Source organism: Kribbella sp. NPDC051586 (genome assembly GCF_044453965.1).
GTDB lineage: Bacteria > Actinomycetota > Actinomycetes > Propionibacteriales > Kribbellaceae > Kribbella.
Genome location: NZ_JBITDF010000002.1, coordinates 897634 through 910266, shown reverse-complemented (window position 1 = coordinate 910266; position 12633 = coordinate 897634). Strand labels below are relative to the sequence as shown.

The following is a 12633-nucleotide window of genomic DNA, read 5'->3' as shown; positions in this document are numbered from 1 at the left end:
GTTCTCTCTTGGCAAGGTGTGACATTGCACTTAAGGTCAGTGCAATGTCACACGGTACTGAGGTGAGCGTAGAGCTGACCGGTGGACTGCTGCGCACCTGGCAGCAGCGGAACCGGGACGCGACGATTCCGCATGTCATCGCGGAGTTGCGGAAGGCGGGGAACCTGGAGAACCTCCGGCGGCTCGCCGACCCTTCGGTCGGGCCGTACCGCGGGCGGTACCCGTTCCTGGACACCGATCTGTACAAGACGCTCGAGGGCCTCGCGTACGAGGTCGCCCGCGACGACGCCCCGGCCGGCGCGCGGGAGTTCTTCGACGAGGTCGTCGTACTGCTCGAGCAGGCGCAGGCCGGGGACGGCTACCTGAACTCGTACTTCCAGGACCCCGACCAACCCAAGCAACCGTGGTCCGACCTCGGCTGGGGACACGAGCTCTACAACCTCGGCCACCTGATCCAGGCCGCCGTCGCCGCGAACCGTCAGCTGGACGACGACCGCCTGCTGACCGTCGCGCGCAGGTTCGCGGACCTCGTCGTGCACCGGTACGGCGAGCGCGGCGAGGAAGCGATCGACGGTCATCCCGAGGTCGAGATGGCGCTCGTCGAGCTTTATCGAGAAACCGGCGACCAGGACTACCTGACCCAGGCGCGCCTGTTCGTCGATCGCCGCGGCCAGGGAAAGCTCAAGCACACGATCTTCCCGGGTGAGTACTTCCAGGACCACGTGCCGTTCCGCGAGCTGCCCTCGGTCATCGGGCACGCCGTACGGATGGCCTACCTGGCCGCCGGCGCGACGGACGTGTACCTGGAGACCGGCGACACGACCTTGCTGACGGCACTCGAGCGGCTCTGGGACGACATGGTCGCGACCAAGCTGTACCTCACCGGCGGGCTCGGCAGCCGGCACTCCGACGAGGCGATCGGCGACCGGTACGAGCTGCCCTCCGAGCGTGCGTACGCCGAGACCTGTGCGGCGATCGCGACGATGCAGTGGGCCTGGCGGATGTTCGCCGCGACCGGCAAGGCGTCGTACCTCGACGTCTACGAGACCGTGCTCTACAACGCTTACGCCGTAGGGCTTTCGGCCGACGGTACGGCGTTCTTCTACGACAACCCGCTGCAGCGGCGGCCGGATCACGCGCAACGATCCGGTGCCGAGGACGGTGGCGAGCTGTTGCGGCGGGCGTGGTTCGGCTGCCCGTGCTGCCCGCCGAACATCGTCCGCTGGATGTCCGAGCTCCAGGACCACGTGGCCGTTGCCCGCGACGACATCCTGTACGTCGGGGTGTACGCCGACGCGCGCATCACCGCCGGCGACCTGGCAATCAGCGTCTCCACCAACTACCCGTGGGACGGCGAGATCACCCTCACGGTCGAGAACGCGCCGGCCGAGGAACGCACGATCGCGCTCCGGATCCCCGCCTGGGCGACCGAGGCGACGCTCGTCCGGCCCGGGGCCGAGGACGAGGCGCCGGCGTCGGCGGACGACGGGTGGGTTGCCGTCCGCCGCACCTTCGTTCCCGGCGACGTCGTCCGACTGACGTTGCCGATGGCGCCGAGAGCCCATGGGTCGCATCCGTACCTGGACGCGACGCGTGGTGCGATCGCAGTGACCCGCGGCCCGCTGGTCTATTGCGTCGAGCAACAAGATGTGGACGCACCGGTCGACGACCTGCTGCTGAAGCCGGGCGCTGTCAGCACGGCGATTGCACGGCAGCGCGACGACCACCTCGTGCTCGAGCTGACCGCCGGCGTCGCCCCGGTGCCACCGGCCGAGCTCTATCCCGTCATCACCGAAGCAAGCAGTGAATCCGCCGTCCAAGAAGTGCCGGCGACGTTCGTCCCGTACTTCCTGTGGGGAAACCGTCAGGCCCTGGCCATGCGTGTGTGGCTGCGAACCGAAAGAGAAGGCTGATGAAGAGAACTCCAATGCTCGTGGGGCTGGTGGCCACCGCCGCGCTCACCCTCAGCGCGTGCGGTGGCGGCACGTCCGGGACCAGTGGCCAATCGGCCGGTCCGGGCGCCAAGGCCGAACAAGGCGGCACCCTGCAGGTGCTCGCGAACGCGGCCTTCTCGCACCTCGACCCGGCGCGCGGTTTCGACGGCGGCGTCAACAACTTCTACCGGTTGATCTACCGGACGCTGACCACCCAGGGCGCCGCACCGGGGGCCGAAGGCACCAAGATCGTGCCGGACCTGGCCACCGACACCGGTAAGCCGACCGACGGCGGCAAGACCTGGACCTTCACGCTGAAGGACGGCGTGTTCTTCGAGACCGGTGCGCCGATCACCAGCGCCGACGTGAAGTGGGGAGTGGAGCGCGCCTGGGACCCCGAGCTCGGCATCGGCTCGCCGTACGCGAAGCAGCTGATCGAGGCGCCCGCGTCGTACCAGGGCCCGTACAAGTCGGGTGACCTGGCGACTATCGCGACGCCGGACGCGAAGACGATCGTCTTCCACCTGAAGAAGCCGTTCGCGGACTTCGGCAGTGTCGTCGCGCAGAACACGTTCACCCCGGTGCCGAAGGGCCAGGGCGCGGGCAACCAGCTGGACAGCAAGCCGATCTCCTCCGGTCCGTACAAGCTCGCCGACTACAAGCCGGGCGCCTCGCTCAAGCTCGTCCGCAACGACAAGTGGGACAAGAAGACCGACAGCGTCCGGACCGCGAACCCCGATGCCTTCCAGTGGACGTTCGGCCTCGACCCCGCCACGATCGACGAGCGGATGCTCGCCGGGCAGGGCACCGACGCCGACGCGATCGCCGGTACCGTCCAGGCCGCCACCGTGGCCCGGATGCAGACCCCGCAGCTGAAGCAGCGCACGATGACCGGCATCAACGGCTGTACGACGTACATGGGCCTGAATACCACGAAGAAGCCGCTGGACAACGTGAAGGTCCGGCAGGCGATCAATCTCGCGGTGAACAAGCAGACCGTCCGCGACGCCGACGGCGGATCGGCGCTCGCCGAGATCGGGAACACCATCCAGCCGCCGACGATCGCCGGCCGGATGGACTACGACCCGTACCCGAGCCCCGACAACAAGGGTGACGCCGACAGCGCCCGCAAGCTGCTGACCGAGGCCGGTCTGGCCAACGGTTTCACGATGACGCTCGACACCCGGGCGCAGCCGAAGATGCAGGCGATGGCGGTCGCGATCCAGCAGGCGCTCGCGCCGCTGAAGATCACCGTGAAGATCAACACCATCGACACCGCGACGTACTACGAGGTGATCGGCACGACGTCGCAGCAGCACGACGCGGCGATCACCGGCTGGTGCCCGGACTGGCCGTCGGGCCAGACGTTCCTGCCGCCGCTGTTCGACGGCCGCAACATCACCTCGAAGGGCAACACGAACCTGTCCCAGCTGAACGACCCGGGCGTGAACGCCAAGATCGACGAGATCGCCAAGATGACCGACGTCCAGGCGGCGAACGCGGCCTACGGCGAGCTGGACAAGCAGATCATGGCGCTCGCGCCGATCGTGCCGCTGCTGTACGAGAAGGTGCTGATGCTTGTCGGCAGCAACATCGGCGGGGCCTACCTGCACGACGGCTTCTCCGGCGGCATCGACCTGGTGTCGGTCGGTCTCAAGGACAGCGGGAAGTGACGACGACCCCGGCACTGATCGAAGTCGAGGAGGTGGGGACCCCGGTCGCGGCCGGCGGTCCCCCCACCTCGGGCCGGCGGATCCTGACCACGATCACCCGGGACAAGGGCGCGCTGGCCTGCCTGGTGTTCCTGGCGATCGTGGTCCTGATGGCAGTGGCCGCCCCGCTGATCACCAAGCTCAGCGGGTGGGGGCCGTACCAGTTCGACTCGGCCGCGATCAACTCCGACCTCGGCGGTCTGCCGCGCGGTTCGCTCGGCGGGATCAGCGGATCGCACTGGTTCGGGGTCGAGCCGCAGAACGGCCGCGACCTGTTCGCGCGGATCGTGTACGGCGCGCGCGTGTCGATCACGATCTCGCTGTCGGCCACCCTGCTGACCGGCGTCCTCGGCGTGGTGCTCGGCATGCTGGCCGGGTTCTACCGCGGCTGGATCGACCAGGTGATCTCGCGGCTGATGGACTTCCTGATGGCGTTCCCGGCGCTGATCTTCATGATCGCGATCCTGTCGTCGCTGCCGTCGGGCAACCGGCCAGTGCTGCTGGTCGTGGTGATCAGCGTGTTCGGCTGGCCGTACCTGGCCCGGGTGATCCGCGGGCAGACGATGACGCTGGCCAACCGTGAGTTCGTCGAGGCGGCGCGGGCGTCCGGCGCCAAGGACACCCAGGTGGTGTTCCGGGAGATCCTGCCGAACCTGCGTGGCTCGATCGTGGTGATGACCACGCTGGCGATCCCGGGCTTCATCGGCACCGAGGCCGGCCTGTCCTTCCTTGGCGTCGGCGTCTCGCCGCCGACCGCGTCGTGGGGCCAGATGATCGCGAGCTCGGTGAGCTGGTACTCGGTCGACCCGATGTTCTTCGCGATCCCGGGCGCGTTCCTGTTCCTCACCGTCCTCTCGCTGACCGTCCTCGGCGACAAGATCCGCACGCTGATCGACCAAGGAGAGGCGGCATGACGCGCTACATCCTGGGCCGGCTCGGCAGCGTCGTACTGATCCTGCTGGCCGTCTGCCTGTTCACGTACCTGATCTTCTTCAAGCTGTCGCCGGACCCCGCGGTGATGATCTGCGGCAAGACCTGTACGCCGGACCGGATCAACTCGATCCGCGACGTGCTCGGGCTGAACCAGCCGATCCTGACCCAGTTCTGGGAGTTCCTGCACGGCATCTTCGCCGGCCGTCAGTACGGCTCGGTGCACTGCCCGGCGCCGTGTCTCGGCTACAGCTTCCAGACCAACGAGTCGGTGTGGAGCATGATCACCGCGCGCCTGCCCGTCAGCGTCACGGTCGCGGTGGGGGCCGCCGTACTGTGGCTGCTCGCCGGTGTCATCGGTGGTCTCGTCAGCGCCGTCAAGCAAGGCACGTGGTGGGACCGAACCGCGATGGCGCTCGCGCTCGGCGGTGTGAGCGTGCCGAACTACGTGCTCGCGCTGCTGCTGCAGTACGTGCTCGTGGTGAAGCTGAAGGTCCTGCCGTTCCCGTCGGCGGTGCCCTTCGGCGACAACCCGGTGCTCTGGTTCGAGTCGTACCTGATGCCGTGGGTGGTGCTCGCGGTCGGCTACGCCTGTCTGTACGCGCGATTGACCCGGAGCAACGTCATCGACACGTTGTCGGAGAACTACTTCCGGACCGCGCGGGCCAAGGGACTGAGCGGCTCGCTGATCATGCGCCGGCACGCGCTGCGGCCGGCGTTGACGCCGATCACCACGATCTTCGGGATGGACTTCGCCGGGCTGCTCGGCGGCGCGCTGATCACCGAGACCGTGTTCGGGCTGAACGGGATCGGCAAGATGGCAGCCGACTCGATCGCCAAGAACGACCAGCCGGTGATCATGGCGGTGACCCTGCTGGCCGCGTTCTTCGTTGTCATTGGCAACGTTGTGGTCGACCTGCTGTACACCGCGCTGGATCCACGGGTGCGGGTGGTGTCGTCATGAGCGACGAATTGTTCGTTGTCGACGATCTGACCGTCACGCTGCCGACCGGTCGCGGACCGGTCGACGTGGTGAAGAACGTGTCGTTCACGGTCGGCCGGGACGACACGCTCGGCATCGTCGGCGAGTCCGGCTCGGGCAAGTCGATGACCGCGCTCGCCGTCCTCGGTCTGCTGCCGCGCGGTGCGCAGACGTCCGGGAGTGTCCGGCTCGACGGCACGGAGTTGCTCGGCAAGTCGGACCGGGACCTCAGAACCGTCCGCGGGAACGCGATCTCGATGGTGTTCCAGGATCCGCTGTCGTCGCTGAATCCCTACTACACCGTCGGTCTGCAGATCTCGGAGATGTACCAGACCCATCGGGGCGGATCGCGCCGCGCGGCGAAGCAGGTGGCGATCGAGGCACTGGAACGGGTCGGCATTCCCGATCCGGGCCGGCGGGTCGATCACTACCCGCACCAGTTCTCCGGTGGCCAACGGCAACGAGTCATGATCGCGATGGCGTTGTGCTGTTCGCCGTCGGTGCTGATCGCGGACGAGCCGACGACGGCGCTCGACGTGACCGTGCAGGCACAGATCCTCGAGCTCCTCGCCGAACTGCAGTCGACGACCGGCACCGGGATGATCTTCATCACCCACGACCTGGCCGTGATCAGCTCGATCGCGCAGCGGGTGCTGGTGATGCGCGAGGGCGATCCGGTCGAGTACGGGTCGGCGGAGCAGGTGTTCTCGGCGCCGCGGCACGAGTACACGCGGATGCTGCTGGACGCCGTACCCAGGATCGACGACGAGGTAACCACATGACTTTGCTGCAGATCCGCGGCGTGACGAAGCAGTTCGTCACCCGCGGCGAAGGCGCGATGGCGCGCAGGACCACGTTCACCGCCGTCGACGACGTGAGCTTCGAGGTCGAGCTCGGCGAAACGCTCGCGATCGTGGGGGAGTCGGGCAGCGGGAAGTCGACCACCGCGCGGATCGCGGCGCGGTTGCTGGAGCCGACCGAAGGATCGGTGGTGTTCGACGGGCAGGACGTGACGCGGGCCCAGGGCAAGGATCTCGCGTCGTTCCGGAACAATGTGCAGGTCGTGTTCCAGGACCCGTTCTCGTCGCTGAACCCGCGCTACACCGTCGAGCGGATCATCACCGCGCCGCTCGCCTACCAGGGGATCGCGCCGGACGGCGGGCGGCGGGCGTTCGCACAGGAGTTGATGGAGCGGGTCGGGCTGAATCCGGATCACTACCGGCGGTACCCGGCGCAGTTCTCCGGCGGGCAGGCGCAGCGGATCGGCATCGCCCGCGCGCTCGCGGTGTCCCCGAAGCTGGTGATCTGCGACGAGGCCGTGTCCGCGCTCGACGTGTCGATCCAGGCGCAGGTGCTGGAGCTGCTGATGCGGCTCCAGCGGGAGAGCGGGTTCAGCTACATCTTCATCGCGCACGACCTGGCCGTGGTTCGGCAGATCTCCCAGCGCGTGGCCGTGATGAACAGAGGCAGGATCGTGGAGGTGGGCTCGCGCGATCAGGTGTTCAGCGATCCCCAGGACGAGTACACGAAGACGCTGCTGGCCGCCGTACCGCGGATCAACCCGGAGTGGGATGCAAGACGCAAGCAGAAGGAGGCTCGGTGATCAGCTACACGATTCCTGGAATGCACGTACGTGAGCACACCGTTTCGGTGCCCTTGGACTGGATGAATCCTGGGGAGTCGATCACGGTGTTCGCACGTGAGTTGGTCGACCCGACGCGGCGGGACGAGGACCTGCCTTGCTTGCTGTTCCTGCAGGGCGGGCCAGGTGGGAAGGGGCCGCGGCCGGTCGCGGCGGCGGGATGGATCGGGCAGGCGCTGAAGAAGTACCGGGTCGTACTGATGGACCAGCGCGGCACCGGCCGCAGTACGCCGGTCACGGGGCGGCGGATCGCGTCGATGTCGGCCGAGGAAGGCGCCGACCACCTCGCCTGTTTCCGGGCGGATTCGATCATCGCGGACGCCGAGCACCTGCGGAAGACGGTCTTCGGCGGCAAGCCGTGGTCGACGCTCGGCCAGAGCTACGGCGGATTCCTGACCCTTACCTATCTGTCCAAGGCACCCGAGGGTCTGACCGCGTGCTACGTGACCGGTGGGCTGGCCTCGATCGATCCGTCGGCGGCCGAGGTGTACCGGCGTACCTATCCACGCGTCGAGGCGAAGAACCGCGAGTTCTACCGGCGGTACCCGCACAACGTGGATCGGGTCGGCGCGATCGCCGACCGGCTGGCGGCGGACGACGTACGGCTCCCGGACGGTGACCAGCTGACGGTTCGACGGTTCCAGTCGCTCGGGATCGACTTCGGGATGAAGCCCGGGTACGAGCGGATCCATTGGCTGATCGACGAGGCGTTCGACGGTGACGAACTGTCGAGCACCTTCCTCGGGCAGGCGCTCGGCTCGTCGTCGTACCTCGGGAACCCGTTGTTCGCGGCGCTGCAGGAGAGCATCTACGGATCCGGCGAGGGCGCGACCGGTTGGGCGGCCGAGGCGGAGCGGGCGCGGCGCCCGGAGTTCGCCGAGGACGCACGGCCGCTGCTGTTCACCGGCGAGATGATGTACCCCTGGATGTTCGCCGAGATCCGTGGACTGCGGCCGTTCCAGGGCGCGGTCGAGATCATGGCCCAGCGGCCGCGGTGGCCCGAGCTGTACGACCTCGCGCGGCTCGCCGCGAACGACGTACCGGTGGCTGCGGCGGTCTACTTCGACGACATGTACGTCGACTCCGGACTGCAACTCGACACCGCCGGCCGGGTCGGGAACCTGCAGGCCTGGGTGACGAACGAGTACGAGCACGACGGCCTCGGGTCGGACCGCGTGTTCGAGCGGCTCACCGAGCTGGTCGCGTCCGTCGGGGGTGGCATCCCAGCTCACTGACGACGGGTGATTCACAATAGGCGGCGACCCTGGGAGGTGAACGATGACTGCCGATTCGACCGAGCCGATGCCCAGCGTACGGCGGCTCGCACAGCGCGAGAACCTGCGTGACAGCGTTGCCAACGCACTGCGCGCGGCGGTGATCTCCGGCGAGCTGAAGCCCGGCGAGGTGTACTCCGCGCCGACGCTCGGCGCGCGGTTCGGCGTCTCCGCGACGCCGGTGCGCGAGGCGATGCTCGACCTGGTCCGTGAGGGCCTGGTGATCTCGCTGCGGAACAAGGGCTTCCGGGTCACCGAGGTGTCCGACGAGGACCTCGACAACGTGGCGGCCGTCCGGCAACTGATCGAGCCGCCGACGATCCGCGACGTCGTACCGGCGATCCCCGCCGGCGACTACCCGCGGCTGCGCCGGCTCGCCGACGACATCGTGGTGGCAGCGCAGGCGGGCGACCTGATTGCGTACATCGAGGCGGATCGGGTCTTCCACGTCACCCTGCTCGCGTACTCCGGCAACCAGAAGCTCGTCGATGTCGTCTCGGACCTGCGCTCGCAGACGCGCCTGCTCGGCCTCACGCCGCTGGTCGAGAGCGGGCGGCTGCTCCCGTCGGCCACCGAGCACCACGACCTGATGGACCTGGTCGAGGCCGGTGACGGCGCGGGCGCCGAGCAACTGATGCGCCTCCACATCGGCCACGTCAGGGGATTGTGGGCCCGCTCTCAGAGCAGCTGACGATGAAGTGAGTCGGCAACGAACGTCTCGAACTCGTCCGGGGTCCAGCCCGATTCGTCGACCAGCTCCTGATAGACGCCCGGCGCCGCGAGCGCCCGGCAGATGGCCTGCGCCTGCTTGAGCGGGATCCGCAGTACGGTCTCCAGCGACGCGATCATCGCGTCCATCACTTGGTTGCGTCCGGCAAGCTTCGAGCGCAGCAAGGCCTTTGTCTCGGGGCTTTCGTCGGTCGCGGCCTCGAAGATCAGCACGACGTCGAAGCCGGCGGCGTACAGATTGGTGAGCCAGCCGGCCGCGCCGCGGAGCCGCTCGACCGGGTCCTCGATCGCGAACACCTGCTGGGCCCGCTCGATCGCGCCGGCCTCGCTCAGCCACTGGTCGCAGATCAGCGACAGGATCTCCCGCTTGGTGCCGAAGGCCGAGTAGACGGTCCGGGTCGCGACGCCGGCCTGCTTGGCGATCGCCTCGATGCTGGTGGCGCCGTACCCCTGCGCGGCGAAGAGCGCCCGGGCCGCATGGGCGATCCGCAGGCGGGTCTCTTCGGCCTGTATCTGGCGATAGGACTTGACAGCCTCGGGCATGTCGGCACACTATCACTGTGTTCAGTGCAGTAGCACTGCATCGAGTGCACTACTAGTGCAACAACTCCGAGGGGGAGTCATGGAAGGACCACGTGAGGTGCTGGAGCGGATCCTGCACGAGGGGTTCGCGACCGGGAACGTCGCGATCGTCGACGAGGTGTGTGCTCCGGATCTGATCGAGCACCAGTTCGGGCTGGCCGGGAGGGGTGACCAGGCGCGCGAGCAGGTGAAGACCGCGATCCGGCAGGTGCACGAGCTGGTGCCGGACATGGAGTACACGCTGGAGGACTCTGTCGTCGTCGACGATGTCGTGTGGGCCCGCGGACGGGCGCGGGGGACCGCCACCGGCTCGTTCTTCGGCCCGCCGAGCAACGCCCCGATCGACATCGCGCTCTTCGAGATGGCCCGCGTCGTCGACGGCCGGATCGTCGAACACTGGGGCTGCCCGGACCGCTTCGCCCTCCTCGCCCAGACCGGAGGGCTGGCGCGGCTCGAGGCGCTTACGACGACTTGAGAGCCTGCTTGGCGGTGGCGGCGGCATCGGCGCCGTAGGCGCTGGTCAGCCGGTCCAGGAAGGCCACGTGGTCGAGGGTGTATTCCTGGGTGCCGACCGTCTCCAGGACCGTGGTGGCCAGGGTGCAGCCGAGGTGGGCGGCTGCTTCGTGGTCGAGGCCGGCGGCCCGGCCGGTGAGGTACCCGGCCCGGAACGCGTCGCCGCCGCCGGTCGGGTCGACCAGCCCCGGCGCGGGCACAGCCGCGACCTTCGCCAGGATCCCGGTGGTGTCCTCGATCACCACGCCGTCGCCGCCGTGCGTGGTGATGCGGATGCCGACCCGGTCGAGGATCTCCTCGTGGCTCCAGCCGGTCTTCTGGATCAGGAGGCCGGCCTCGTACTCGTTGCTGAACAGGTACGCCGCCCCGTCGACCAGCCGCCGGATCTCCGCACCCTCCATCCGCGCCAGCTGCTGTGACGGGTCCGCGGCGACGGCGATCCCGTGCTGCTTGGCCAGCTCGGTGTGCTTGATCATCGCGTCCGGGTCGTCGGCGCCGATCAGCACCAGGTCGACGCCGCCGGTGGCCTGATGGATCGCGCCCAGGTCGAGCTCCCGCGCCTCGGCCATCGCGCCGGTGTAGAACGAGGCGATCTGGTTCGCGTCCTGGTCCGTCGTACAGGTGAACCGCGCGGTGTGTACGTTCTCGCAGACACGGACATGCGACACGTCCACGCCGGCCGCCGTCAGGGCCTCGCCGTACTCGGCGAAGTCGGCGCCGACCGAACCGACGAGCAGCGACCCGAAGCCGAGCTGGGCCATCCCGTAGCAGATGTTCGCGCCGACGCCGCCGCGGTGCACCACCAGCTCGTCGACCAGGAACGACAGGGAGACCTTGTGCATCTGCTCCTCGAGGAACTGGTCCTTGAACCGGCCCGGGAACGTCATCAGGATGTCGGTCGCGATCGATCCGGCGACAGCGATGCGCATGCGGGGTGCTCCCTCGGGTGGGGTGGGTGTGCGGCGTGACGACAGCCAATAGAGACTACAGGCGACCGAACAAATACACGGAGGGCGGGAATTCATGGGCCATCAGGTACCGGTGACCGAGGAGCTGCACGATTACATGCTCGCCCACGGCATGCCGCTGGACGAGATCGCGACCGAGCTGCGCGCCGAGACCGAGAAGCTCGGCAACCCGGCGGGGATGCTGACCACCGCCGACCAGGCCGGCCTGCTGACGACGCTGACCCGGCTGGTCGGTGCCCGCCGGGCGGTCGAGATCGGCACCTTCACCGGCTTCTCCGCGCTGGCGATCTCGCGCGGTCTGCCGGACGACGGCGAGCTGATCTGCCTGGACGTGAGCGACGAGTGGACCTCGATCGGCCGCAAGTACTGGGAGCGGGCCGGGGTCGCGGACCGGATCGATCTGCGGATCGGCGACGCGCACGAGTCGGTGACGAAGCTGGACGGCTCGTTCGACCTGGCCTTCGTCGACGCCGACAAGGACTGGTACATCCAGTACTTCGAGGCGGTGCTGCCGCTGATCCGGCCGAACGGACTGCTGCTGTTCGACAACACGCTGGCCGGCGGCCGGGTGATCGACGCGGACGGTCCGGCCGACCGCAAGGAGTTCAACGCGCACATCGCCAAGGACGATCGCGTCGACGTGATCATGCTCGGCATCGGCGACGGGCTCACCCTGGTCCGCAAGAAGTGAGCAAGTCGGGGAGCAGGCCGGGGAACAAGTCAGGGAGCAAGCCGGTGCCGCGGCTGGCGGTGCAGGGTCTGCAGCACAAGTACGGCGACCGGCCGGTGATCGAAGGACTGACCTTCACGCTGGCGGCCGGGCAGGCGATCGCGCTGGTCGGGCCGAACGGCGCCGGCAAGACGACCGTGCTGAAGTGCATCGTCGGCTCGGCCGAGCCGGCCGCGGGGAAGATCCTGCTCGACGGCGTGCCGATCGACGAGCGGGTCGAGGTGGTCCGGCGTGATGTCGCCACGCTGCTCGACGATCTGGACTTCTTCCCGGACCTGACCGCGGCCGAGCACCTGGACCTGCTCGCCCGCGCCCACGGCAACCCGTCGCCGGAGGATCTCGTCGACACCACGCTCGACGACATCGGCCTGCTCCCGGCCGCCGACCAGTTGCCCGGGTCGTTGTCGTCGGGTCAGCGCCGTCGCCTCGCGTTGGCGACGGCGCTGGTCCGGCCGCGCAAACTGATGGTGCTCGACGAGCCCGAGGCACGGCTGGACACCGACGGCGTGCAGTGGCTGTCCCAGAAGCTGGTGGCGGAGAAGAAGTCCGGCACGTCCATTCTCTTCGCCAGCCACGATCCGGCCCTGGTCGAGACGGTCGCCGACTCCGTCGTCACCCTCACTCCGCTGCCATGAGG

General features: G+C 68.3%; 13 protein-coding genes. 11 read left to right on the top strand and 2 right to left on the bottom strand.

Features of this window, described 5'->3' with window-relative positions; translation table 11 throughout:
- Nucleotides 1–62: 62 nt before the first annotated feature.
- The 8 genes from ACIA58_RS14695 to ACIA58_RS14660 are packed head-to-tail and all read left to right on the top strand — an operon-like array spanning nt 63 to nt 9165.
- Nucleotides 63–1913, top strand: coding sequence for a glycoside hydrolase family 127 protein (locus ACIA58_RS14695; RefSeq protein ID WP_396404155.1), 1851 nt, complete (start codon nt 63–65; stop codon nt 1911–1913).
- On the top strand, nt 1913–3607 hold the full coding sequence (locus ACIA58_RS14690) for an ABC transporter substrate-binding protein (protein WP_396404154.1): 1695 nt from the start codon (nt 1913–1915) through the stop codon (nt 3605–3607). The genes ACIA58_RS14695 and ACIA58_RS14690 overlap by 1 nt, the downstream gene beginning before the upstream one ends.
- Complete coding sequence (locus ACIA58_RS14685; protein WP_396404153.1) at nt 3604–4560, top strand: ABC transporter permease; 957 nt, start codon at nt 3604–3606, stop codon at nt 4558–4560. Before ACIA58_RS14690 ends, ACIA58_RS14685 begins: the two co-directional genes overlap by 4 nt.
- A complete protein-coding gene (locus tag ACIA58_RS14680; protein WP_396404152.1) occupies nt 4557–5540 on the top strand; it encodes an ABC transporter permease in 984 nt (327 codons plus the stop codon). Before ACIA58_RS14685 ends, ACIA58_RS14680 begins: the two co-directional genes overlap by 4 nt.
- Nucleotides 5537–6340 carry an ABC transporter ATP-binding protein gene (locus ACIA58_RS14675; protein ID WP_396404151.1) on the top strand — a complete coding sequence of 268 codons (804 nt, stop codon included), beginning with the start codon at nt 5537–5539 and terminating at the stop codon, nt 6338–6340. Before ACIA58_RS14680 ends, ACIA58_RS14675 begins: the two co-directional genes overlap by 4 nt.
- Nucleotides 6337–7161 carry an ATP-binding cassette domain-containing protein gene (locus ACIA58_RS14670; protein ID WP_396404150.1) on the top strand — a complete coding sequence of 275 codons (825 nt, stop codon included), beginning with the start codon at nt 6337–6339 and terminating at the stop codon, nt 7159–7161. Before ACIA58_RS14675 ends, ACIA58_RS14670 begins: the two co-directional genes overlap by 4 nt.
- A 20-nt stretch (nt 7162–7181) precedes the next feature.
- The gene (locus tag ACIA58_RS14665; protein WP_396404149.1) at nt 7182–8435 is read left to right on the top strand and encodes an alpha/beta fold hydrolase; all 1254 of its coding nucleotides are present in this window, start codon (nt 7182–7184) and stop codon (nt 8433–8435) included.
- 43 nt (nt 8436–8478) lie between these two features.
- Entirely contained in the window at nt 8479–9165 is a 687-nt protein-coding gene (locus ACIA58_RS14660) for a GntR family transcriptional regulator (RefSeq protein ID WP_396404148.1), read from the top strand.
- Here ACIA58_RS14660 and ACIA58_RS14655 read toward each other — a convergent pair.
- The gene (locus ACIA58_RS14655; RefSeq protein WP_396404147.1) at nt 9153–9746 is read right to left on the bottom strand and encodes a TetR/AcrR family transcriptional regulator; all 594 of its coding nucleotides are present in this window, start codon (nt 9744–9746) and stop codon (nt 9153–9155) included. The genes ACIA58_RS14660 and ACIA58_RS14655 overlap by 13 nt on opposite strands.
- A gap of 79 nt (nt 9747–9825) precedes the next feature.
- On the opposite strand from ACIA58_RS14655, the gene ACIA58_RS14650 reads away from it, so the two are divergent.
- Nucleotides 9826–10260, top strand: a complete 435-nt coding sequence (locus tag ACIA58_RS14650) for an ester cyclase (protein ID WP_396404146.1) — start codon at nt 9826–9828, stop codon at nt 10258–10260.
- Here ACIA58_RS14650 and ACIA58_RS14645 read toward each other — a convergent pair.
- Nucleotides 10247–11227, bottom strand: a complete 981-nt coding sequence (locus ACIA58_RS14645; RefSeq protein WP_396404145.1) for a carbohydrate kinase family protein — start codon at nt 11225–11227, stop codon at nt 10247–10249. The two genes, ACIA58_RS14650 and ACIA58_RS14645, sit on opposite strands and share 14 nt — an antisense overlap.
- Before the next feature lie 94 nt (nt 11228–11321).
- Between ACIA58_RS14645 and ACIA58_RS14640 the strand changes: the two genes are divergently transcribed.
- Both ACIA58_RS14640 and ACIA58_RS14635 read left to right on the top strand, forming a co-directional pair.
- Complete coding sequence (locus tag ACIA58_RS14640; RefSeq protein WP_396404144.1) at nt 11322–11957, top strand: O-methyltransferase; 636 nt, start codon at nt 11322–11324, stop codon at nt 11955–11957.
- A gap of 44 nt (nt 11958–12001) precedes the next feature.
- Nucleotides 12002–12631, top strand: coding sequence for an ATP-binding cassette domain-containing protein (locus tag ACIA58_RS14635; RefSeq protein WP_396404143.1), 630 nt, complete (start codon nt 12002–12004; stop codon nt 12629–12631).
- The last annotated feature ends 2 nt before the right edge of the window (nt 12632–12633 follow it).